Origin of the sequence: Microbacterium sp. BWR-S6Y, from assembly GCF_041379845.1 — a bacterium.
In the GTDB taxonomy this organism is placed as follows: domain Bacteria; phylum Actinomycetota; class Actinomycetes; order Actinomycetales; family Microbacteriaceae; genus Microbacterium; species Microbacterium hydrothermale.
The window spans coordinates 52,388-74,341 of the sequence record NZ_JBFECV010000010.1; the positions used below are offsets into that span (position 1 = coordinate 52,388).

Sequence of the window (21,954 nt, forward strand, 5' to 3'; positions counted from 1 at the left end):
GCGGGAGTCGTTCGGCATGAAGATCCACAATCCCTTCCGGGTCGCGCTGCTGGCGACGCTCGGCGTCGGCGTCGGCCTGCTGCTGATCGGCAGTGTGCAGAACCTGTCGACGATCCTTCTGTACGTCGGTACCGCGCTCTTCCTCTCCCTGGGCCTCGACCCGGTCGTCTCGTTCCTGGAGCGACGCGGACTGCCGCGCTGGGCGGCCGTCCTGGTGACGATCCTGGCGGTCCTCGGCATCTTCGCCGGGATCATCTTCATGGTCGTGCCCATCATCGTCAGCCAGATCGCGCAGCTGGTCGCTCAGATCGAGCAGCTGCTGCAACCGGGCCGCTGGAACGAGGTGGTCGCGCAGGTGCAGCAGTGGGCGTCCGACACCCTCCCCTGGCTCAAGATCGACGAGGTCTGGGCGGGCGTCCAGCACTGGTTCACGACCCTCGACGTCGGCTCCATCTCGACGGCGATCGGCAACTCCCTCCTCACCGGGGCCGGCGCGGTGGCGGCGGGCCTGGGCGGGGCGTTCATCGTGCTCATCCTGACGATCTACTTCACGGCATCCACCCCCTCGCTCAAGTCGGCGGTGTACCAGCTGGTCCCGGCGTCCAAGCGTGCGCGGTTCATCGAGCTCGCCGAGAAGATCACCGACTCCGTCGGGTACTACGTCATGGGCCAGGTCAGCCTGGGCGTGATCAACGGCGTGCTGAGCGCGATCTTCCTGACGATCATCAACGCGCCCTTCCCGGCCGTGCTCGCCGTGATCGCGTTCTTCTTCTCGCTCATCCCGCTCGTCGGCACTCTGACGGGGTCGACGATCATCGTCCTGACGTGCCTCATCCCGGGGCTCGGGACGCCGGGCTGGGCCATCGTCGCGGCCGCCATCTACTACCTCGTCTACATGCAGATCGAGGCGTACGTCATCTCTCCGCGCATCATGAACCGCGCGGTGTCGGTGCCGGGATCGGTCGTCGTGATCTCGGCGCTCGCGGGCGGGGCACTGCTCAACCTGCTCGGAGCCCTCATCGCGATCCCCGTCGCCGCGAGCATCCTCATCATCTACCGCGAGGTCATCATCCCGCGGCAGAACGAGCGCTGAGGTCAGTCGACGACGTCGCCGTCCCACTCGATGGGCAGCGGCAGCGCGTCGGGGTTCACGGCGGCGACGATCTCGGTCAGCACGCGGCGGGTCTGCGTCTCGCCGACCCAGAGGTGCTTTCCCCCCTCGACCGCGATGAGGGTGGCATCCGGGACCGACGAGAACCGCTCGCGCGCCTCGGGGGGTCGCAGGTAGTCGTCGAACTCGGGCACGAGCACGACCATGCGACGCCGATCCCCCGCCCACGCCGCGACCTCGTCGGCGCTCGCGCGATGCAGCGGCGGAGAGAGCAGGATGACGCCCTCGATGTCGTGATCGCGACCGTACTTCAAGGCGAGCTCGGTGCCGAACGACCACCCCACCAGCCACGGGCGCGGAAGGCCGCGCTCCCGCACGAGATCCATCGCGGCGGCGACGTCGAAGCACTCGTTCGCGCCCCCGTCGAAGGCGCCCTCGCTCGTCCCGCGCGGAGAGGTCGTCCCTCGGGTGTTGAACCGCAGCACCGCGAGATCGGCGAGGGCGGGAAGCCGCCCCGCGGCCTTGCGGAGGATGTGCGAGTCCATGAAACCGCCCGCCGTGGGCAGCGGATGCAGGGTCACCAGGGTCGCGACGGGCTCGCGCTCGAGCGGGAGGGCGAGCTCGCCCACGAGGGTCAGCTCGTCGACCGTGCGCAGCTCGACCTCTTCGCGACGGGCGGGGAGTAGAACGGGTCCGCGAATCTCCATCAGGCGATCCTCCAACAGTGCGTGTGCCAGTGCCGGCGTGCGGCGAGGTCCGCCGCATCGCCGAGCACGCCGTCCGCGCGCCAGACGACGAGGTGAGGGGTTCCGGCGGTGACGGTTCGCCCGCAGCCGGGGCACACGTAGTCCTTCACGGCCTGCGGCCCCGAGAGCGGTTGGACGGTCCACTCCGCGCCGCGTTTAACCTCGGTGCGCTTCCAGCCCGCGATCAGGCGATCGAGGGAATCGTCGCCGCGACCCGGATCGGGGCGGCGCTTACGCGAGCGGGGCATGGATGCCGCTCACCACCAGTGGTTGCTCGTCCAGAAGGCGTACGCGCCCGCCCAGCTGCCGTAGCGCCCCGTGGCGTACCCGGTGGCCCACCGCAGGTTGTCGACGGGGTCGTACCCGTTGCCGGGGACCTTGCTGCACGGCAGCGCCTGGACGAGACCGCACGCGCCGGACGAACGGTTCGTGGCGTTGGGGTTCCATCCGCTCTCGCGGCTGACGATGTAGTCGACGTAGCCCATGTCGGACTCGGAGATCCCGGCGGCGGCCATCCACTCGGCCGGCGCGCCTCCGCCGGTGTAGAAGAGCGGACCGCTGCTGCCGCCGCCGTCGCCGGCGGACGAGCCCGAGTCGCGCGTGGCCGACGGCGTCGGCGTGGGCGTGGGCTTCGGCTTCACGTAGACGTTGTAGCTCGAGCGCTGCAGGTCGGGGGCCTGCTTCTCGCCCGTCGTCGACACGGCCTGCGTGTCGCCGAGGCCCTCGGCGTAGAGCGTGACCGTATGCGGCTCCTCGGCCTGCGCGGGCAGCAGCGAGGCGCCCATGGGGCCGACGTAGGCCGCGGCGAACAGCACGGCGGCGCAGGCGCCGAACACGCCGACCACCCCGCGACGACGCGACCACCGCGGCGCCGCGCGACGAGGGAGTGCCGGGGGGATCACATCGACGGCCCCGGCGCCTCGACGGGCGACGCGGGCGGACGATCGACGCGAGAGATCCGAACCAGAAGTCACAGTGCCGACGAGTCTACCGACGCCCCGGGGCGGGTGTCATCCCGAGGGCTCATCCGACGGCGAGCATGACTTCGACGACCGCGTCGAGCACGGCGTCGACCTGGGTCTCGCGGTAACCGCCGCGCTGGAGGCGGAAAGCCACGGCGCGCACCTGATCGGGAGTCACCGGGTCGCCGGCGGCGAGATAGCGCGCGATCCGATCGGCCACGACGTCGACCTCGTCGACGCGGTAGCCGTAGTGCAGGAAGAACACGCGCTCGAACCTCTGCCCCCGGGGCCGGCTCAGCCGGTCGAGGACGACCTGGGCGGTGTCGCGCGTCTCGGCCACCCACGCGCGCGCACCCAGGCGCGACAGCGCGTGCTCGCGCTCCCGAGCGGCGAACGCGTCTTCGACCCGCCCGAGGGCGGCGTCGACCGGAGCCACGGCGTAGCCGCCGCGGACCAGGGGGAACGACACCGCGCGCACCTCGGACGAGCGCAGGACGCCGTCGTCGTCGGCCTCGAAGGCCTCACGCGCGCGGGCGAGGAACGCGTCGACGGCGCGCTTCTCGTACCCTTTCGCGCGCCCGGGCGCGTCGGGGAAGGGCGTCGCGGACACCCTGTCGTGGATCGGGGTCTCGGTCATGACACTCCCAACGGGGCGAGCAGGTAGAACATCACGAGAGCGGCCGTCGCCGACGGCAGGATCGAGTCGAGGCGGTCGAGCACTCCCCCGTGCCCGGGGAGCCACGAGCTCATGTCTTTGATGCCGAGGTCGCGCTTGACCATCGACTCGCCGAGGTCGCCGACCGTCGCAGTCGCGAGCACGACGGCCCCGAAGATCAGACCGGCCCACCACGGCACCTGCAGCATGAACGCGGCGAGCAGCGCACCGGCGACGAGCGCCGCGACGCACGCGCCGGCGAAGCCCTCCCACGTCTTCTTGGGGCTGATGCGCGGCGCCATCGGATGCCGCCCGCCGCGGCCGAAGGTCAGACCGGAGATGTAGGCGCCCGTGTCGGCCGCCACGGCGAGGATGAGGAAGGCCAGAACCCACCACTCCCCCCGCGGCTGCGCCAGCAGAATCATGGCGACACTGGTGAGGAACGGGACGTACAGCTGCACGAAGCCGGCGACGAGGACGTCGCCGACCACCTCGATGCGGGCGCGACCGTCGGCGGCGAACAATTGCGCGACCAAGCGCCACACGATCACGACGCTGACGGCGACGAGAGCGGCGGTCCAGTGCACCCAGGCTCCGAGGAAGAATCCGCTGAGCAGCAGCACGAAGCCCATCACCAACTGGGGCACCACGTCGACGCGTCGACCGGCGACGCGCAGCGCTCGACTGAACTCGAGGACGCCCAGCACCATCGCCGCCGCGGCGAACAGCACGAACGCCCACTTGACGAAGATCAGGGAGGCGATCACGATCACGCCGATCGCCACCCCGATGAGCGTGGCGACGATGACGTCGCGACCCGTCCGCTGCTTCAGACGCTCGTTGGCCTGATCGAACTCCGCCCGCGCGTGGGCGATGTGCTGCTCGGCATCCGACCGCATCGCGCGCAATTGCGACTCGATCGCCGTCACCCCTTCGCCGGTACCCGGGGAACGGCGCGTCGACCCACCCCGACGGCCGTCGAGCGGGTCGACCGGCGCGGCATCGCCGGTCTCAGGGACGTCGGGCATGCGGGTCAGACCTCGAGGAGCTCTGCCTCTTTGCGCTTGAGCGCCTCGTCGATCAGGTCGACGTGCGTGCGCGTGACGGCGTCGAGCTCCTTCTCGGCGCGGACGAGTTCGTCCTCGCCGACGTCGCTCTTGAGGGCGTCGAGGTCGTCCTTCGCCTTGCGGCGGAGGTTGCGCACCTGCACCTTGGCGTCCTCGCCCTTGCCGCGCACGATCTTGACGTATTCCTTGCGACGGTCCTGGGTGAGCTCGGGCATGGTGACGCGCACGATGGTGCCATCGTTCGTGGGGTTGACGCCCAGGTTCGGCATGTCGCGGATGGCCTGTTCGATGGCCTTCAACGCGGACTTGTCGTAGGGGTTGATGACGAGCGTGCGTGCCTCGGGGTTGTTCAGCGAGGCGAGCTGGGCGAGAGGGGTGGGCGACCCGTAGTAGTCGACCAGGACCTTCTGGAACATCTGGGGGTTCGCGCGTCCGGTGCGGACGGTCGCGAAGTCCTCCTTGGCGGCCTCCACGGCGCGATCCATACGCGCTCCGGCATCGGCGAGGACATCGGCGATCACGGTGACTCCATTCGTTGGAACTGACTTCCCACTCTAGTCGCGCGCGGGCCCGGCTCCCCGGGCCCGCGCGGCGCGTCACGCGGTGACGAGCGTTCCCATCTCGTCGCCGAGCAGGGCACGGGTGACGTTGCCGGCCGGCTCCATGCCGAACACGCGCATGTCGATGCCGTTGTCCATGCAGAGGCTGAACGCCGTCGAATCGACCACCTTGAGCCCCTTCTGCAGGGCGTCGTTGTAGGTGAGGTGGTCGAGCTTGGTGGCGCTGGGGTCCACGCGCGGGTCGGCGGTGTAGACGCCGTCGACGCCGTTCTTCGCGACGAGCACCTCGGTCGCGCCGATCTCCAGGGCCCGCTGGGCGGCGACGGTGTCGGTCGAGAAGTACGGCAGACCCGCGCCGGCGCCGAAGATCACGACGCGCCCCTTCTCGAGGTGCCGCACCGCGCGGCGCGGGATGTACGGCTCGGCCACCTGGGTCATCGAGATCGCGGACTGCACGCGCGTGGCCGCTCCCGCCTGCTCGAGGAAGTCCTGGAGGGCGAGGGAGTTCATCACGGTGCCGAGCATGCCCATGTAGTCGGCACGCCCGCGGTCCATGCCCCGCTGGCTGAGCTCGGCGCCGCGGAAGAAGTTGCCGCCGCCGACCACGATCGCGATCTCGACCCGGTCCACCGCCTCGGCGATCTCACGGGCGATCTGGCTGACCACGTCGGGGTTGACACCCAACTGGCCTCCGCCGAACGCCTCCCCCGACAGCTTGAGCAGAACCCGGCGGCGCTTGGTGGCTTCATCGATCACGTGTGGTGTCCTCTCGTCTTGAACAAACTATCTCCCCGCTGTGGCGGACCGATACGGCGGAACCGATCGGAGCGCGGGCAGGGAAAAGGCCCGGGATGCCATGGCATCCCGGGCCTTATGACGGGCCCTGAGCCTGTCGAAGGGTTACGCGCCGACCTTGAAGCGGGCGAAGTCGGTCAGGGTGAGACCGGCGTCGGACGCGACCTTGGCGACGGACAGCTTGTTGTCCTTCGCGTAGTCCTGGTCGAGCAGGGCGACCTGCTTGAAGAACGCGTTGACGCGGCCCTCGACGATCTTCGGCAGGGCGGCCTCGGGCTTGCCCTCGTTGCGCGAGATCTCGGTGACGATCTCGCGCTCCTTCTCGACGTCGGCCTCGGGCACGGCGTCGCGGGTGAGGTACGAGGGGTTCGCGAACGAGATGTGCTGCGCGATCGAGCGAGCGGTCTCGGCGTCGTCACCGGTGTAGGCGAGCACCACGCCGACCTGCGGGGGCAGATCCTTGCTGGTCTTGTGCAGGTAGACCTCGAACTTGTCGCCCGAGATCGTGCGCACGCGGCGGAGTTCGACCTTCTCGCCGATGATCGCGGCCTCGTCGGAGATGAGCTGCTCGACGGTCTTGCCCTCGGCGTCGGCGGCCAGAGCGGCCTCGACCGAGTCGGCGCCCGCGGCGGCTGCCGCGTCGACGACCTTGTCGGCCAGAGCGATGAAGCGCTCGTTCTTGGCGACGAAGTCGGTCTCACAGGCGAGCTCGAGCAGCGTGACCGAGCCGGCGTTCTCGCGAGCGACCACGAGGCCCTCGCTCGTCGAGCGGTCGGCACGCTTCGCGTTGCCCTTCGCGCCCTTGAGACGCAGGATCTCGACGGCCTTCTCGACGTCGCCGTCGGCCTCTTCGAGCGCCTTCTTGGTGTCGACCATGCCCGTGCCGAGCTGCTCGCGCAGAGCCTTGATGTCGGCGATCGTGAAGTTTGCCATGGTGTGGCGTCTCCTTGTCGTTTGCGTTCTAGATGTGAGCCCGACGGGATCGTGTCTCGCGCCGCAGAGCGGAAGCGGTCACGATCCCGATTGGAAGAGGAGCCCGGCGGGATCGTGTCTCGCACCGCAGAGCGGACGCGGTCACGACCCCGCCGGATCGTAGCCTGTGCGGGTGGCGCGCCGTTCACGCGAAGGCGAACGGAGTGCCTCGCGGCTTACTTGCTGTCGGTGGCCTCGGCCTCGGCGGCGGGAGCCTCGGTCGCCTCGGCGGCAGGAGCCTCGTCGGTCAACTCGGCGGCCGGGGCCTCGGTCGACTCGGCGGGGGTCTCGAGCAGCTCGCGCTCCCACTCGGCGAGGGGCTCGGCGGCCTCATCTTCACCGGCGGGCTGGTGACGCTGGATCAGGCCCTCGGCCGCGGCGTCGGCGATGATGCGCGTGAGCAGGCTCACCGAGCGGATCGCGTCGTCGTTGCCGGGGATCGGGTACTGGAACTCGTCGGGGTCGGCGTTCGTGTCGAGGATGCCGATGACGGGGATGCCCAGCTTCTTGGCCTCGTCGACCGCGAGGTGCTCGCGCTTGGCGTCGACGACCCAGATGGCCGAGGGGGTCTTCTGCAGGTTGCGGATACCGCCCAGGGACTTGTGCAGCTTGTCGAGCTCGCGCTTCTTGAGCAGCAGCTCCTTCTTGGTGAAGCCGCTCTCAGCCGGGTTCTCGTAGTCGAGCTCCTCGAGCTCCTTCATGCGGGCGAGGCGCTTCGACACCGTCTGGAAGTTGGTGAGGAGGCCACCGAGCCAACGCTGGTTGACGTAGGGCTGGCCCACGCGGGTCGCCTGCTCGGCGAGGACTTCCTGCGCCTGCTTCTTGGTGCCGACGAAGAGGATGGTGCCGCCGTGCGCGACGGTCTCCTTGACGAACTCGTACGCCTTGTCGATGTACCCGAGCGACTGCTGCAGGTCGATGATGTGGATGCCGCTGCGCTCGGTCAGGATGAAGCGCTTGACCTTCGGGTTCCACCGGCGGGTCTGGTGTCCGAAGTGAACGCCGCTGTCGAGCAGCTGGCGGATGGTGACGACGGCCATGGTCGTACTCCTGTTTCTGGGCGCTTTCGCGCCGTGGTTGTGGTTGTTCGCGCCAGACGGACCGTCTGGCGAGCCTGGTGCCCGGCGCACACCCGCCACCGCCGGAGCGGAGGACCATGGGGTGTGGATGCCGCGCGGTGCGCCGATCGCAGATCGACACGGTGCGCTGTGGGCACGCGGAGTCATCCCAACGAGCGGGATGCACCTCTCAGCATACAGGACGGGTCCTCCCCCTCGCGTGCGCGCCCCCGTTCATCCCCCGCCCCACCGCGCGCGCCCGCGGGGAGCGAGCGAAGTGACCAGACTCGCGACATGCGTCCGTCGCTCACGCCTCGCCTCCGGCTCCTCGCATCCGCTTTCGTACTCGTCGCGACATTCCTTCTCGCCGTCACTCCGACGGGCGCCGCGGCCGCCGCCCCGGTACTCGATCGCGGCTGGACGTGGCCGGTCGCCCCGGTGCGGATCGTCCGCCCCTACGAAGCGCCCGCCCACCCCTACGGCCCGGGACACCGCGGCATCGACGTCGTCGGCACCGATGTCCTGGCGCCCGCCGACGGGGTCGTCGCCTTCCGGGGCGAGGTCGCGGGGCGCGGCGTCCTGACGATCGACCACGGCGGCGGTCTCGTCAGCTCCTACGAGCCGGTGGACTCCGACCTCGCGGTGTCGGACCACGTGCGGAAGGGCCAGCGGATCGCGGTCGTGAGCCGCGGTGGACACACGGCGCCGGGGACCGTGCACCTCGGCGTCCGACTCAAGGGCGAGTACATCAACCCGCTGCTCCTCCTGGGCGGGGTTCCGCGCGCGGTCCTCCTCCCCTGCTGCTGAATCGGGGGTCAGCCGACCGTGTTCCCGCGTCCCTCCACCGTCGAGGAGCCCACGCCTCCGTCGGCCCGCACGACGTTGTCCTGGTCGCGCACGGCGACCGTGGCGATCGCTCCCGCCGTTTCCACGGTGGTGCGGTCCCCGCTCAGGTCGACGCTGCCGATCGCGCCCGCGGAGCCGACCGATCCGTCGTTCCCCTGAACGACGAGCGCGTCGATGCCCGCCGCGGTCACGCGCGCGCGGTCGCCGGAGATCCGGAGAGTCCCGATCGTGGCACCGGAGGCGTCGACAGTGAGGGCCGAACCCGACACCGTCACCTCGCCGCACGTTCCGGTGAGGCGGATCGTCTGCTCCGCGCCGGAGATGCTCTGACTTCCCCCGTCGGCGCACGTGAGGGCACCCGCGTCGTCGCCCGGGGAGGACGGAGCCGGGGACACCGTGACGATCGGAGCGGGGGTGGGCTGCGCGTCCGGTGCGGGAGATGTCGTCACGACGGAGGGAGAGGGGACGGATGCCGCAGACGGGGCGCTGGAGGCCCCGTAGCCGGGTGGGAGGCGTGTTTCCACGGGCTGAGGCTGCGCCGCGCAGGATGCGACGACCAGGACGGTGAGGAGGGCACCGGCCCCGGCGAGGGCGAATCGACGGGTCGTCACCCCTTCACGGTACGGGGTGCCCCGGCGCGCACGCCAGCGTCACGCTCGGGGGTGCGCGAGACGGTAGGCCTCGCGCAATCGCTCCGCCGAGACGTGGGTGTAGATCTGCGTGGTGCCCAGGCTGGCGTGACCGAGGATCTCCTGGACGGCGCGGAGGTCCGCCCCGCCATCGAGCAGGTGCGTGGCGGCGGAGTGTCGGAGGGCGTGGGGGCCCAGCGCCTCCGTGCCCAGTCGGGGTCCCACGGTCCGCGAGACCAGGGCGTGCACTGCGCGGGGGTTGAGACGTGCCCCCTTCGCGCCGAGGAAGACGGCGCGCGCGGAGCCTCGCGGCCGAGAGGGCGGGGACGCGCCTCCTCCCGGGGATGCAGCGCCGCCCCGGCCAGGGGAGGCGCCGCTGCGCTCGGCGGCGCTCTCCGCGCGTTCGGGATCGGACTCCACCGCCCGGGCCCTCAGGGCGGGGCGGCCCCTCACCAAGTAGGCCTGAAGGGCGTGTTCGGCGGGGAGCCCGAACGGGACCACACGTTCTTTGTCGCCCTTTCCGAGCAACCGCAGGGTCCGTCGCTCGTGGTCGATCTCGTCGACGTCGAGCCCGCAGATCTCCGACACGCGCGCACCCGAGCCGTAGATCAGTTCCAGCAGGGCGTGGTCGCGCAGCGCAAGGGGGTCGCCCTCCCGCGCCCGGGCGGCCGCCTCGGACAGGACATCGGACAGGGCGTCCTCGGTCGCGACCGCCGGCAGCGTGCGCCCTCGCTTGGGCGAGACGAGCCGTGCGGACGGATCCGCGGTCACGAGGCCGGTCTCGCTTGCCCAGGCGAACAAGCCGCGCACGGTCGATGCACGACGCGCCGCCGTGGCCTTCGACAATCCCGACTGCGCCGCGCGCCACTGCCACTCGCGCAGGCCCTCGACGTCGATGGCGGTGATCTCGGGGTCGTCGAGAGCCCGCACCAGGTCGTCGAGGTCGGAGCGGTAGGCGCGGACCGTGGCTGCGGACAGGCGCCGGACATCCGACAGGTGGGTCAGGTAGGCCCGGACCGCTGCTGAGGTGCGCACCCGTCCACTGTGGCGTGCGATCGCCGGGGACCCCGGAGCACGCGCGGGGAGACGGAGAGCCCGATCGCCCGTCGCGCTCTCGCGCCCTTCTTTGTCGTCAGCCCGGGCCCGAGACCGACGCGCTCCCGCGCCCACCCCCGTCGTCAGCCCGGGCCCGAGCCCGGCCCGCGGCTCACGGAGCGCCACGCACCGCCGTCGTCGCGCACGGCGCGCCCCTCCAACTCGGCGAATCCGAGCAGCATCTCGGCCTGGCCCCGTGCCAAGCCGCTTCGTCGCGCCACGTCGTCGATCGAGCGCGCCGACCTCGGCGAGAGGGCGTCGAAGAGTCGTGTGGTGTCGTCGGTGGCGCCGCCGACGACCGCGGGCTGTGTCGGGGCGCCCGCACCGAGCATCTCGAGGACGTCGGCCGCCGAGGTCACGCACACGCCGTCGAACTCCCGCAGCACCCGATGACAGCCCGCCGACGCCGCGCTCGTGACGGGCCCCGGAACAGCCCCGAGCCGCCGCCCGAGGCTCGCCGCGTGACCGGCGGTGTTGAGCGAGCCGCTGCGCCATCCCGCCTCGATGACCACGACCGCATCGGCGAGAGCCGCGATCAGCCTGTTCCGGGCCAGGAACCGCCATTTGGTGGGTGCGGAACCGCACGGCGTCTCGCTCCACACGGCGCCGGTCGCCGCGATGCGGTCCAGGAGTCCCTCGTGTCCCCGCGGGTACGGTCGATCCACTCCCCCGGCGAGGAAGGCCACGGACCGACCTCCCGCGGAGAGAGCCCCCCGGTGACAGGCCCCGTCGATGCCGTAGGCCGCGCCCGAGACCACGACCACGCCGGCGGTCGCGAGATCCGCCGCGAGGTCGACGGCGACGCCTTCGCCGTACGCGGTCGCGGCCCGCGCGCCCACCAGGGCCACGGCGGGCGCGGCCGCCGGTGCCCCCGTTCCGCGCCGCCACAGCGCGACCGGAGCGTGCGCGTCGAGATCGTCGACGCGGACGGGCCAGTCGCCGTCGCCCGGCACGACGAGTCTCGCCCCGCACCGGCGTGCCGCATCGAGAGCCGACGCGACGGCCGAGGCTCGCATCCTCGGCAGCCATCGCTCCCGGGCGCGGTCGAGCGCGTCGCCCCGCGCCTCGGCCACCACGCGCAACGCCGCCGCCGCACCGACCGCCGCGATCAGGACCCCGGCCTCGCTGTCGCCCGGCTCGACGAGGACGCTCCACACGGCGCGGGCGTAGGCCTCCACGGGATCGCCGGTCACCGCGGCATCCTCCCCCGGGCGCAGCCCGTCGATCGCGGCGCGGGCGAAGCCCTCCGACAGGTCGGGGGTCGTCATGCGGCGTTCGCCCCCCGTCGCAGGTAGAGCGCTCGACCGATGTCGGCTCCGTCGAGTCGCTCGTGCCCGGCGATGTCGGCGACGGTCCACGCGACGCGCAGCAGACGGTCGTAGCCCCGCAGCGTGAGGGCACCGCGGCGCAGGGCGGAGTCGAGGGGCGCGAGCACGTCGCCGCCCGGGGCGGCCGGCCCGCGCAGCCACGTGCCGGGGACGTCCGCGTTGCGCCGCCACGGCGTCTCGATCCAGCGGCGCGCCGCTCGCGCACGAGCTTCGGAGACCACCGCCCGGGCCTGCGTCGACGTCATCGCGAGCGCGGCGTCGTCTCGGCGCGCGGACGACACGCGCTGCAGCCGCAGGTCGATGTCGATGCGATCGAGAAGGGGCCCCGAGAGTCGACGGGTGTAGCGACGAATCGCCTGGGGTGCGCACTCGCATCTCCCGCCCGGCACGCCGTACTGACCGCACGGACACGGGTTGGTCGCGACCACGAGCTGGAAACGCGCCGGATACGTCGCGGTCACGCCCGACCGGTGGACCTGGATCACCCCGTTCTCGAGAGGCTGGCGCAGGGCGTCGAGCACGCTGGCCGGGAACTCGCCGCCCTCGTCGAGGAACAGCACCCCCTCGCTCGCCCGCGCGATGGCTCCGGGACGGATGACCCCCGAGCCGCCCCCGATGAGCGCGGCCGCCGTCGCGCCGTGGTGCGGGCTCTCGAACGGGGGTGTCCGCGAGAGCCGCGTCACGGCCTCCCCCGCGAGGGAGCGCACCGAGGCCACCGACAGCGCCGCGTCGTCGTCGAGCGGGGGCAGGATGCCCGGCAACCGCCGCGCGAGCATCGTCTTGCCCGCCCCCGGCGGCCCGCTCATGAGGATGTGGTGTCCGCCGGCCGCCGCCACGACGAGGGCGTCGACGGCCTCCCGCTGGCCCACGACGTCGGCCAGGTCGAGCCCGGCGTCCGACGGCTCAGGGGCCTCGGGAAGGGCGACGGCCGTCAGCTCCGGAGCGTCGCTGCTCCCTCCGTGCCACCGGACGACGTCGGCGAGGCAGGTGGCGGCCCGCGCCTCGACGCCCTCGACGAGGGCCGCCTCGGCCGCGTTCGCCGCGGGGACGACCACCCTGCGGAGCCCTGCCGCACGGGCGGCGACGACGGCGGGCAGCACTCCCGCGACGGGACGCAGGCGGCCGTCGAGACCCAGCTCGCCGATGTGGACCGTTTGCGCGACGCTCGCGGCATCCATCCGCACCGACGTGGCGAGGGCGGCGACGGCGATCGCCACGTCGAACCCCGACCCGCGCTTGGGCAGGCTCGCGGGCGAGAGATTCACGGTGATGCGTCGCTTGGGGAGATCGAGTCCGCGGTTCGCGCAGGCGTTGCGCACGCGCCGGCCCGCCTCGCCCAGGGCCTTGTCGGCGAGACCGATGATCGCGAACTCCGGCGTCTGCGACGAGACGTCGGCCTCCACCTCGACGAGATCGCCGCGAAGCCCCGTCAAGGCGACGGCCCACGTCCGCGCGACGGTCACAGGGCGTCCTCGAGGTGTTCGAGACGCGCCGCGGCGGGGTCGTCGCCCACCAGGCCGATCACGTCGACACGGAGTCGCCTGCCCTGCGCGTGCTCCGGATGCTGCGCGATCCAGGCCATCGACAGGCGCCACAGACGCTCCGCCTTGCGTCGGTCCACGGCCTCGAAGGGATGACCGTAGTCCTCGCTCCGACGGGTCTTCACCTCGACCACGACGAGGCTGTCCGCGCGCTCCGCGACGATGTCGATCTCGCCCTGGGGGCACCGCCAGTTGCGCGCGAGGATGCGGTAGCCGTCGTCGATCAGATACGCGACGGCGCGGTCTTCTCCGGCTCTGCCGAGGTCGTCTTTCGCTGCCATGCCCGAGAGCGTGGCATCCTGCTCATCCGCGCGCGGGGACGGATCCGCTCATCCGTGGACGAAACGACAAGGACGAGGGGTGGGGAGGAGTCGTCAGTTGTCGAGCGAGAGCTCGTCGGGCAGCTGGAAGTCGTGGCGCGAGAGCTCTTCGACGTTGACGTCCTTGAACGTCAGCACCCGCACCGACTTCACGAAGCGGTCGGCGCGATAGATGTCCCACACCCACACGTCGGTCATCGAGATCTCGAAGTAGAAGTCGTGCTCGGTGTCGCGGCGCACGACGTTCACGTCGTTCGCGAGGTAGAACCGACGCTCGGTCTCGATCACGTAGGTGAATTGGCGCACGACATCGCGGTACTCGCGGTACAGGGCCAGTTCGAGTTCGCGGTCGTAGTCCTCGAAGACGTCGTCATCCATGGTCCTCCCATCCTAGGCGGGTGACGCGGAGCGAGCCGCACGGGCCCTCCCCCGGGCGCGTCCGCCGTGCGGGGAGGTCAGAACAGTGTCGGGGCCGCGGCGATCGCCCACGAGTGCCGGTGGTGCACGCTCATCCCGTGCTCCGTGATCGCCGAGCGATGATCGAGGCTCGCGTAGCCCTTGTTGCGCGCCCAGCCGTAGGCGGGCAGATCGTCGTGCAGTCCCGTCATCAGGGTGTCGCGCGCGACCTTGGCGATGACGGATGCCGCGGCCGCACTCGCGCAGTCGCGGTCGGCCTTGACGATGGGCGTCACCGTCAGCTGAGGCTCGCCCGCCGGGGTGATGTAGTCGTGGTTGCCGTCCAGGATGACGAGGGCGTCCTCGGCGACGACGCCGTGCGCGCGGAGGTCGGCGATCGCCCGGACGGCGGCGAGACCCAGCGCCCGGATGATGCCGATCTCGTCGATCTCGACCGAACTGGCCCAGCCCACGGCGCTGTGCTGCACGAACGCCGCCGCCCGCGCGGCGAGTTCGGGGCGACGCGCCTCGGGCACGAGCTTCGAGTCCCGCAGGCCGGCCGGCACGCGCTTGCGCGAGCGCGCCGCGTCGAGCACGACCGCCCCCACGGCGACGGGGCCGGCGAGGGCGCCGCGTCCGACCTCGTCGCAGGCGATGACGAGGGAGTGCTGCTTGAGCAGCCGACGCTCCAGGGTCAGGGTGGGCTCGATCACGGGGCCCCCGGCGCGGGCACCCCCGCGAACACCTCGTGGTGGAAGTCGATGAGGCCGAAGCGGTCGAACGGCCAGGTGATCAGGAAGGCACGTCCGACGACGTTGTCCACGGGGACGAAGCCCTGCCCCGGCTGCGCCTGGTTGAAGCGCGAGTCGCGCGAGGAGTTGCGGTTGTCACCCAGGACCCACAGCGACCCCTCGGGCACGGTCACGTCGTACGGGACGGGTTCGGGGGCCGTCGCTCCCGGCGCGAGGCGCACGTAGCTCTCGTCGAGCGGGACGCCGTTGACGGTCGTCTGCCCCAGGGCGTTGCAGCACACCACGTGGTCGCCGGCCGTGCCGATCACGCGCTTGATGAGGTGGTCGTCACTGTCGGGCGCGGAGAGGCCGAACAGCGAGAGCACCCAGTCGACTCCCTCGACGACGGGCGACCGCTGCGGGGTCGGCGTGTTGTCGAGCCATCCGCCCGGATCGCGGAAGACCACGACGTCGCCCCGGGAGTACTCGCCGAACCGCGGGGTCAGCTCGTCGACGAGGATGCGGTCCTTGATCATCAGCGTGTTCTCCATCGACGCCGACGGGATGTAGAACGAGCGCACGACGAAGGTCTTGACCAGGAACGACACCAGCAGCGCGATCACGACGATCACCAGCAGGTCGCGCAGGAACGCCCCCCAGCCCCGGCGGCGGACGGTGGAACGGGATGCCGAGGAGGTGGCATCCGGGGTCGAGGCGGTCTGGTCGCTCATGTTTCCTTCACCGGGTCCCCGCACACCGGAGAACCGCAGCAACAAGGGTCGCACACCCGGCCACCGGCCCGTGACCACGTCGCCGCGAAAACGCCGAACGCCCCGTGGTGAAATCCACGGGGCGTTCGAAGAGAGTCGACTCAGCGGTCGCGCTTCTCCTTGATCTTGGCCTTCTTGCCGCGCAGGTTGCGCAGGTAGTACAGCTTGGCGCGACGCACGTCACCGCGCGTGACGACCTCGATGTGGTCGATCACGGGGCTGTGGACCGGGAAGGTGCGCTCGACGCCGACCTGGAAGCTGACCTTGCGGACGCAGAAGGTCTCGCGCACGCCGTCGCCCGAGCGGCCGATGACGACGCCCTGGAACACCTGGATACGCGAGCGGTTTCCCTCGGTGATGTTGACGTGCACCTTGACGGTGTCGCCGGGGCCGAAGGCGGGGATGTCGGAGCGCAGCGAAGCCGCGTCGACGGAGTCGAGGATCTGCATGATCGTCACTTCCTGCGACCGCCACAGGTCGATCGCACGATAAAAGGGAAAAGGTAAGGCGTGCCCGAGGCCGCGGGATGCGGCGGACTCCCCTGAGGCAGAGCCGGTCAGGGCACAAAGGGTTATTCTGCCACGTCGGGGCGCGGCCGCCAAAACGTCCCGTCCGAAGTCCCGGCTCTCCGGGCTCAGTCCGGCCGACGCGTCTCCGACACCACGATCACGTCGCCCTCCACGCGGGGCTGGGGGCGCTCCGGGGCCGGCGGGATGTACGCGGTGCCGTCCGTGGCGTGCAGAACCGTCACCGCGCCGCGCGCCTCGTTCCACACCTGCGCGAGCGACGACCAGAAGAGCACGAGAGCGCCGACGACCGACAGCACGAGCAGAGGGAAGAACACGCGCGAGTCGAACAGCCCGAGCGCGAAGATCACGACGTGCCAGAGGCCGAGGCCGCCCAGATCGCGCCACGACACCGCCCGGCTCTCGCGGACGCTCGCCCGCGCACGGATGAGCAGCGTCAGGAGCAGCTGCGACACGAACACCGCGGGCACGGCGACGATCAGCCAGAGCAGGGCCCAGCCGCTGCCGCCGGAGAACACGATCCAGCCCACGAAGAGCCACAGCGGCAACACGAAGGCGGCCGGGAACAACCAGCGGAAGAACAGTCGACGCAGCACCATGAGCCGATGCTAGGCGTCGAGCATGTGCGGCGCCTTTGAGGATCCGATGGCGCGGGCCCGTCTGCATCCGCATTCGCATCCGCATCCGCGTGCACGTCGACATCGATCGGAGAGAATGGGAGTTCGACGAAAGGGAACCACCATGATCGAACTGCGTACGCCGGCCGAGATCGACGCGATGCGCCCCGCGGGCCGCTTCGTGGCGGAGGTTCTCGCCACGCTGCGCGACGAGACGAAGGTGGGCACGAACCTCCTGCACCTCGACCGTCGCGCGCACGACATGATCCGCGCGGCCGGGGCCGAGTCGTGCTACATCGACTACCACCCCTCCTTCGGTGCGAGCCCCTTCGGCAAGGTGCTGTGCACCTCGATCAATGACGCCGTCCTGCACGGACTCCCCCACGACTACGCGCTGCGCGACGGCGACCTCGTCTCGCTCGACTTCGCGGCCTCCGTCGACGGCTGGGTCGCCGATTCCGCCGTCTCCTTCGTCGTCGGAACGCCTCGCGACGAAGACCTGGCCCTCATCGACACCACCGAGCGCGCCCTCGCGGCCGCGATCGACGCCGCGACGGTCGGGCACAAGATCGGCGACATCTCGGCCGCCGTCGCCGCCGTCGCGCGCGCGGAGGGGCTGAGCATCAACACCGACTTCGGCGGACACGGCGTGGGTCGCACCATGCATGGCGACCCGCACGTCGCCAACGACGGCAAGGCCGGACGCGGCTACCCGCTGCGCGCGGGCCTGGTGGTCGCCCTGGAGCCGTGGTTCCTGCAGACCACCGACGAGCTCGTCACCGACCCCGACGGCTGGACCCTCCGCAGCGCCGACGGCTCGCGCGGGGCGCACTCCGAGCACACGGTGGCGATCACCGCAGACGGCCCGATCGTCCTCACCGACCGTTCGTTCCTCGGCGTCGACTGACGCCGGCATCCGGATGCCGCGGCCCCGAGGTCGCGGCATCCGTCGTCTCCGGCCGCTCGGCGGCGACGCTCCGTCCGGGAACGCCCCGGATTCGCGCGCCCCATGCCACCGGAAGGCCGGCCCCAGCCCGCCGTACCGAGCGGACTCAGTCGGCGAGGAGGTCGGGACGGCGTACGCGCGTGCGCTCGAGCTGCTGCTCGCGTCTCCAGGACGCGACGGCGCCGTGGTTGCCGCTGAGCAGCACCGGCGGGACCTCGCGATCGCGCCAGACCGAGGGCTTGGTGTACGAGGGGTACTCGAGCAGGCCGTCCTCGTGGGACTCCTCGACGAGACTCTCGGGGTTGCCGACGACGCCGGGGACGAGGCGGCCGATCGCCTCGACCATCGCCATCACGGCGACCTCCCCGCCGTTGAGCACGTAGTCGCCGAGAGAGAGCAGGCGCACGTCGCCGTGCTCCGCGGCGTAGTCGAAGACGCGCTCGTCGATCCCCTCGTAGCGACCGCAGCCGAACACGAGATGCGGGGCCGTCGAGAGCTCGCGGGCGATCGACTGCGTGAAGCGCTCCCCCGCGGGCGAGGGGAAGACGATGACGGGCCGCGGGGCGGCGTCGCCGACGATCATGTCGAGCGCCTCGCCCCAGGGCTCCGGCTTCATCACCATTCCGGCGCCGCCCCCGTAGGGCGTGTCGTCGACCGTGCGGTGGCGGTCGTGCGTGAAGTCGCGAAGATCGTGCACGCGCACGTCGAGAAGGCCGGTCTGCCGGGCCTTTCCGAGCAGCGAGACCTCAAGCGCGTCGAAGATGGTCGGGAAGATCGACACGACGTCGATGCGCACGTCAGTCCTCGCGGTCGGCGGCGGCGTCAGCGGCTGCGTCGTCTTGCGGCGTCTCGACCTCGGTCGGGGCGGGTTCGTCGTCGGCCTCGGGCGGCAGCTCTTCGAACAGGCCCGCGGGCGGCGTCACGACGACGCGGCCCCCGGCGATGTCGACCTCGGGCACGATCGCGCTGACGAACGGCACGAGCACCTCGCGGTCGTCGCCCGACGGGGTGACGATGAGCAGATCCTGCGCCGGGAAGTGGTCGACCCGCGTGACACGGCCGATGACCGCTCCCTCGCGCACGACGTCGAGGCCGACGAGCTGGTGGTCGTACCACGCGTCGTCTTCGGCGGGCGCGTCGTCGGTGTCCTGGTCGATCCAGAGGATCGCCTTCACGAGCTCTTCGGCGGCCGTGCGGTCGTCGACGCCCTCGAAGAACGCCACCGGGTGGGAGTTCATCCAGCGGAACTCGCGGACCGTCAGCTCGCGGCCGTGCCACGGCGAGGATTCCGGAACCTGCAGGGTGAAGGTGCTCCCGGGCGTGAAGCGCCCGTCGGGGTCGTCGGTGTAGAGCTCGAGCTTGAAGGCTCCCTTGAGCCCGTGCGCCTTGACGAGACGCCCGACGCGGAGCTGGGTCTTGGCGGGCTGGGCGCCCGCGGTGTCGCCGGTCGCCATCAGTCGTCGGCGACGTCGACGCGCACACGGCGGCCGTCGGCGAGAGCCGACACCACCGTACGCAGTGCTTTGGCGGTGCGTCCGCCGCGCCCGATCACGCGGCCCCGGTCATCGGGGTGCACGCGAACCTCCAGCACGTCGCCGCGGGGCGAGGAGCTGGAACGGATGGTCACGGCATCCGGGTGATCGACGATCCCCTTGACGACGTGTTCGAGCGCGGCGGAAAGCACGGGGATTACTCGGCCGAGGTCTCGGCGGCGTCCTCAGCGGGCGCCTCGGCGGGAGCGTCGGCCTTCTTCTCGGCCTTCGGCTTGATGACCGACTTCTTCGACGAGTCGGCCTCGTAGGCGGCCTTCTCTTCGCGGACCTTGACGGTGGACTTCGCGTCCTTGTCGCCCTTGAACTTGCCCCAGTCGCCCGTGAGCTTGAGGATGGCGGCGACCTGCTCGGTGGGCTGGGCGCCAACCGACAGCCAGTACTGCGCGCGCTCCGAGTCGACCTCGATGAACGAGGGCTCCTCGGTCGGGTGGTACTTGCCGATCTCCTCGATGACGCGACCGTCGCGCTTGGTGCGCGAGTCGGCGACGACGATGCGGTAGTAGGGCGCGCGGATCTTTCCGAGGCGCTTGAGACGGATCTTGACAGCCACGATGACTCCAAATGATGAAAACGAACGAACCGAACGCCTGGAGAGTGGGGTGCACACCCGGCGGAAGCTCAAAAGGGTGGACCGATACTGGATAGAGGGTCGAGTAGCGGGTCCAGCCCTCTATTCTGCCAGACGCTCGGACCCCGCGGTGACAGGCGACACGCCGCGACACGGAGGGTAGCGGACGGTCCGCGGGTCGGGACCCCGTGTCAGACTGACCGCATGAGGCTGCCGTTCGCTGCATCGACGCGTTCGTCCGTGGGTCTGGAGTGGGAGCTCATGCTCGCCGACCGCGAGACCGGCGACCTCGTCCCCCGCGCTCCCGAGATCCTCGACGAGCTCGAGGAGAAGTCGGCCCTCGAGCGGTTCACGGTCACCGGGGAACTTCTCACCAACACCGTCGAGGTGACCAGCGGGGTCGGTCACACCGTCGCCGAGGCGGTCGACGACATCGGCGACGCCATCTGCGCCCTCCGCGAAGAGACGGAGCCCCGCGGCGTCGAGCTGCTGTGCGCGGGCAGCCACCCCTTCGCGCAGTGGTTCGATCAGCAGGTCACCGACAAGACGCGCTACCACACCCTCATCGAGCGCACGCAGTGGTGGGGACGCAACATGATGATCTGGGGCATCCACGTGCACATCGGCGTCGACGACGTCGACAAGGTCGTCCCGATCGTCAACGCCCTGACCGTCTTCCTCCCCCACCTGCAGGCGCTCTCGGCATCCAGCCCCTTCTGGGCCGGGGAGCGCACGGGCTACGCCTCCAACCGCGCCCTGGTCTTCCAGCAGCTGCCGACCGCGGGCCTCCCCTGGCAGCTGCAGACGTGGGACGACTTCGAGGGCTACCTCGACGACATGGTGCGCACGGGCGTCATGGCGGATGCCAGCGAGGTGCGCTGGGACATCCGACCGGCGCCCAGGTGGGGCACGGTCGAGATCCGCGCGTGCGACGGCATGTCGACGCTGCCCGAACTCGCGGCGGTCGCCGCCCTGGCGCAGACCCTCGTGGAGCACTTCTCGCGCCTCCTCGACGAGGGACGCGAACTGCCCGGCATCCCGCCCTGGTACGCGCGCGAGAACAAGTGGCGCGCCGCCCGCTACGGTTTGGACGCGCGGGTGATCGTCGACCGGGAGGGCACGCAGCGACCGGTCGTGGAGCACCTGCGCGAGACGATGGAGGAGCTCGCCGACGTCGCGCTCGAGCTCAAGTGCGCGCGCGAATTCGCGAGCCTCGAGACGATCCTCGCCACCGGCGGCAGTTCGGCGCGGCAGATCGCCGTCGCCGAGGCGGCCGACGGAGACCTCCGCGAGGTCGTCCACCACCTCATCCGCGAGTTCCGCGGCGGCCCCACACTGCGGGAGCACCTCGCCGCCCTGCGCGTCTAAAGGGCAGTCTCCGCGCTCGCTCATAGGCGCGTCCTCTTAGGATCGCGTCATGACCTCCGGACGCCGCGCGTGGGCGATCTCGCTGCTGGCCCTGTGCACGGGAGCGGTGACGCTTCTCGCGGGCTGCGCGGCCGAACCGGTCGACGCCGCGCCCGCGCCGTCGTTCGGCGCCGCCGAGCTGCCGACACCGCACCCGACCGCGACGGTCACGGGTGCCCCGGCGTCGGCGCCCGCGCCCGTGCGCACCGTCGCCCTCGGCGATTCGCTCATGTCGGGCTTCGGCCTCGACCCCGCCGAGGCGTGGCCGGTGCTCCTGGCCGGTCGCGACACCGTCACGATGACCAACCTCGCGTGCCCCGGCATGGGTTTCGTCGTGCAGGGCGACTGCGGCACGACCTACGCCGGTTTCGTGCCGGCGGTCGCCGCCCTTCAGCCGCAGCTGCTGATCGTGGAGTCCTCGAGCAACGACTTCTGGGAGGATGCCGACGAGATCCGCGCCGACACCTCCGACACCGTGACCGAGCTGCACGACGCGGCTCCCGAGGCGCGCATCGTGGGCCTCAGCACCATCTGGAACGACGAGGACGAGGTGCCGGACGACACCGCCGTCACCTCCGACGCCCTGCGTGACGCCGTGGAGTCGGTGGGCGGAACGTTCCTCGACGTCGGACAGCCGCTGCGCGGCCACCCCGAATGGATGCAGGAGGACGACGTCCATCCCACCGCCCGTGGTCAGCGCGCGATCGAGCAGACCGTCATGTCGGCCCTGCAGGACGCCGACGTCCTGCCCTAG

General features: G+C 71.1%; 28 protein-coding genes. 5 read left to right on the top strand and 23 right to left on the bottom strand.

Going from position 1 to position 21,954, the window contains the following annotated elements; translation table 11 throughout:
• Positions 1–16 precede the first annotated feature (16 nt).
• The gene (locus AB1K56_RS17525) at positions 17–1,093 is read left to right on the top strand and encodes an AI-2E family transporter (protein WP_136585467.1); all 1,077 of its coding nucleotides are present in this window, start codon (positions 17–19) and stop codon (positions 1,091–1,093) included.
• A 2-nt stretch (positions 1,094–1,095) separates the two neighbouring features.
• Here the strand turns inward: AB1K56_RS17525 and AB1K56_RS17530 are convergent, their stop codons facing one another.
• The 9 genes from AB1K56_RS17530 to rpsB form a co-directional block, all read right to left on the bottom strand.
• The gene (locus AB1K56_RS17530) at positions 1,096–1,818 is read right to left on the bottom strand and encodes an alpha/beta hydrolase (RefSeq protein ID WP_371206707.1); all 723 of its coding nucleotides are present in this window, start codon (positions 1,816–1,818) and stop codon (positions 1,096–1,098) included.
• Entirely contained in the window at positions 1,818–2,105 is a 288-nt protein-coding gene (locus tag AB1K56_RS17535; protein ID WP_264630951.1) for a hypothetical protein, read from the bottom strand. Before AB1K56_RS17535 ends, AB1K56_RS17530 begins: the two co-directional genes overlap by 1 nt.
• 9 nt (positions 2,106–2,114) lie before the next feature.
• Positions 2,115–2,642 (bottom strand): transglycosylase SLT domain-containing protein, encoded by a 528-nt coding sequence (locus AB1K56_RS17540; RefSeq protein ID WP_371206733.1) that lies wholly within the window; start codon positions 2,640–2,642, stop codon positions 2,115–2,117.
• 238 nt (positions 2,643–2,880) lie between these two features.
• On the bottom strand, positions 2,881–3,456 hold the full coding sequence (locus tag AB1K56_RS17545; RefSeq protein WP_371206708.1) for a DivIVA domain-containing protein: 576 nt from the start codon (positions 3,454–3,456) through the stop codon (positions 2,881–2,883).
• On the bottom strand, positions 3,453–4,502 hold the full coding sequence (locus AB1K56_RS17550; RefSeq protein ID WP_371206709.1) for a phosphatidate cytidylyltransferase: 1,050 nt from the start codon (positions 4,500–4,502) through the stop codon (positions 3,453–3,455). The genes AB1K56_RS17545 and AB1K56_RS17550 overlap by 4 nt, the downstream gene beginning before the upstream one ends.
• A 5-nt stretch (positions 4,503–4,507) precedes the next feature.
• On the bottom strand, positions 4,508–5,062 hold the full coding sequence (gene frr, locus AB1K56_RS17555; protein WP_076675969.1) for a ribosome recycling factor: 555 nt from the start codon (positions 5,060–5,062) through the stop codon (positions 4,508–4,510).
• A 75-nt stretch (positions 5,063–5,137) separates the two neighbouring features.
• Positions 5,138–5,857 (bottom strand): UMP kinase, encoded by a 720-nt coding sequence (gene pyrH, locus AB1K56_RS17560; protein ID WP_136585462.1) that lies wholly within the window; start codon positions 5,855–5,857, stop codon positions 5,138–5,140.
• A gap of 144 nt (positions 5,858–6,001) precedes the next feature.
• Positions 6,002–6,829, bottom strand: a complete 828-nt coding sequence (tsf, locus tag AB1K56_RS17565) for a translation elongation factor Ts (RefSeq protein WP_136585461.1) — start codon at positions 6,827–6,829, stop codon at positions 6,002–6,004.
• Positions 6,830–7,044: 215 nt separating this feature from the next.
• Positions 7,045–7,908: a 30S ribosomal protein S2 gene (rpsB, locus tag AB1K56_RS17570; protein WP_371206710.1), complete on the bottom strand. Its 864-nt coding sequence runs from the start codon at positions 7,906–7,908 to the stop codon at positions 7,045–7,047.
• Positions 7,909–8,220: 312 nt separating this feature from the next.
• Here rpsB and AB1K56_RS17575 point away from each other — a divergent pair, with 312 nt between their 5' ends.
• Positions 8,221–8,733: a murein hydrolase activator EnvC gene (locus tag AB1K56_RS17575; protein ID WP_371206711.1), complete on the top strand. Its 513-nt coding sequence runs from the start codon at positions 8,221–8,223 to the stop codon at positions 8,731–8,733.
• Positions 8,734–8,741: 8 nt separating this feature from the next.
• Here the strand turns inward: AB1K56_RS17575 and AB1K56_RS17580 are convergent, their stop codons facing one another.
• From AB1K56_RS17580 to AB1K56_RS17625, 10 genes are all read right to left on the bottom strand, one after another.
• Complete coding sequence (locus AB1K56_RS17580; RefSeq protein WP_371206712.1) at positions 8,742–9,383, bottom strand: DUF3060 domain-containing protein; 642 nt, start codon at positions 9,381–9,383, stop codon at positions 8,742–8,744.
• Positions 9,384–9,422: 39 nt separating this feature from the next.
• Positions 9,423–10,436 carry a tyrosine recombinase XerC gene (locus tag AB1K56_RS17585; RefSeq protein WP_371206713.1) on the bottom strand — a complete coding sequence of 338 codons (1,014 nt, stop codon included), beginning with the start codon at positions 10,434–10,436 and terminating at the stop codon, positions 9,423–9,425.
• 143 nt (positions 10,437–10,579) lie between these two features.
• Positions 10,580–11,764: a DNA-processing protein DprA gene (dprA, locus tag AB1K56_RS17590; RefSeq protein WP_371206714.1), complete on the bottom strand. Its 1,185-nt coding sequence runs from the start codon at positions 11,762–11,764 to the stop codon at positions 10,580–10,582.
• Entirely contained in the window at positions 11,761–13,287 is a 1,527-nt protein-coding gene (locus AB1K56_RS17595) for a YifB family Mg chelatase-like AAA ATPase (RefSeq protein WP_371206715.1), read from the bottom strand. The genes dprA and AB1K56_RS17595 overlap by 4 nt, the downstream gene beginning before the upstream one ends.
• Entirely contained in the window at positions 13,284–13,646 is a 363-nt protein-coding gene (locus AB1K56_RS17600) for a YraN family protein (RefSeq protein WP_371206716.1), read from the bottom strand. The genes AB1K56_RS17595 and AB1K56_RS17600 overlap by 4 nt, the downstream gene beginning before the upstream one ends.
• A gap of 93 nt (positions 13,647–13,739) precedes the next feature.
• Positions 13,740–14,063: a DUF2469 family protein gene (locus AB1K56_RS17605; protein ID WP_055836674.1), complete on the bottom strand. Its 324-nt coding sequence runs from the start codon at positions 14,061–14,063 to the stop codon at positions 13,740–13,742.
• A 77-nt stretch (positions 14,064–14,140) separates the two neighbouring features.
• Entirely contained in the window at positions 14,141–14,794 is a 654-nt protein-coding gene (locus AB1K56_RS17610; protein WP_371206717.1) for a ribonuclease HII, read from the bottom strand.
• Entirely contained in the window at positions 14,791–15,543 is a 753-nt protein-coding gene (gene lepB / locus AB1K56_RS17615; RefSeq protein ID WP_136585452.1) for a signal peptidase I, read from the bottom strand. Before lepB ends, AB1K56_RS17610 begins: the two co-directional genes overlap by 4 nt.
• Positions 15,544–15,683: 140 nt before the next feature.
• Positions 15,684–16,031, bottom strand: a complete 348-nt coding sequence (gene rplS, locus AB1K56_RS17620; protein ID WP_043363166.1) for a 50S ribosomal protein L19 — start codon at positions 16,029–16,031, stop codon at positions 15,684–15,686.
• Positions 16,032–16,216: 185 nt separating this feature from the next.
• Positions 16,217–16,708, bottom strand: a complete 492-nt coding sequence (locus AB1K56_RS17625) for an MFS transporter permease (protein WP_371206718.1) — start codon at positions 16,706–16,708, stop codon at positions 16,217–16,219.
• Positions 16,709–16,850: 142 nt separating this feature from the next.
• On the opposite strand from AB1K56_RS17625, the gene map reads away from it, so the two are divergent.
• On the top strand, positions 16,851–17,633 hold the full coding sequence (map, locus tag AB1K56_RS17630; RefSeq protein WP_264630961.1) for a type I methionyl aminopeptidase: 783 nt from the start codon (positions 16,851–16,853) through the stop codon (positions 17,631–17,633).
• 145 nt (positions 17,634–17,778) lie between these two features.
• Here the strand turns inward: map and trmD are convergent, their stop codons facing one another.
• The 4 genes from trmD to rpsP are packed head-to-tail and all read right to left on the bottom strand — an operon-like array spanning position 17,779 to position 19,775.
• A complete protein-coding gene (gene trmD, locus AB1K56_RS17635; RefSeq protein WP_371206719.1) occupies positions 17,779–18,468 on the bottom strand; it encodes a tRNA (guanosine(37)-N1)-methyltransferase TrmD in 690 nt (229 codons plus the stop codon).
• Position 18,469: 1 nt separating this feature from the next.
• Positions 18,470–19,126, bottom strand: a complete 657-nt coding sequence (rimM, locus tag AB1K56_RS17640; RefSeq protein ID WP_264630963.1) for a ribosome maturation factor RimM — start codon at positions 19,124–19,126, stop codon at positions 18,470–18,472.
• Positions 19,126–19,356: an RNA-binding protein gene (locus AB1K56_RS17645; RefSeq protein ID WP_056230892.1), complete on the bottom strand. Its 231-nt coding sequence runs from the start codon at positions 19,354–19,356 to the stop codon at positions 19,126–19,128. The genes rimM and AB1K56_RS17645 overlap by 1 nt, the downstream gene beginning before the upstream one ends.
• 5 nt (positions 19,357–19,361) lie before the next feature.
• Complete coding sequence (rpsP, locus tag AB1K56_RS17650) at positions 19,362–19,775, bottom strand: 30S ribosomal protein S16 (RefSeq protein ID WP_136585448.1); 414 nt, start codon at positions 19,773–19,775, stop codon at positions 19,362–19,364.
• Positions 19,776–19,997: 222 nt separating this feature from the next.
• On the opposite strand from rpsP, the gene AB1K56_RS17655 reads away from it, so the two are divergent.
• Both AB1K56_RS17655 and AB1K56_RS17660 read left to right on the top strand, forming a co-directional pair.
• Entirely contained in the window at positions 19,998–21,161 is a 1,164-nt protein-coding gene (locus tag AB1K56_RS17655; RefSeq protein ID WP_371206720.1) for a glutamate--cysteine ligase, read from the top strand.
• 49 nt (positions 21,162–21,210) lie between these two features.
• On the top strand, positions 21,211–21,954 hold the full coding sequence (locus tag AB1K56_RS17660) for an SGNH/GDSL hydrolase family protein (protein ID WP_371206722.1): 744 nt from the start codon (positions 21,211–21,213) through the stop codon (positions 21,952–21,954).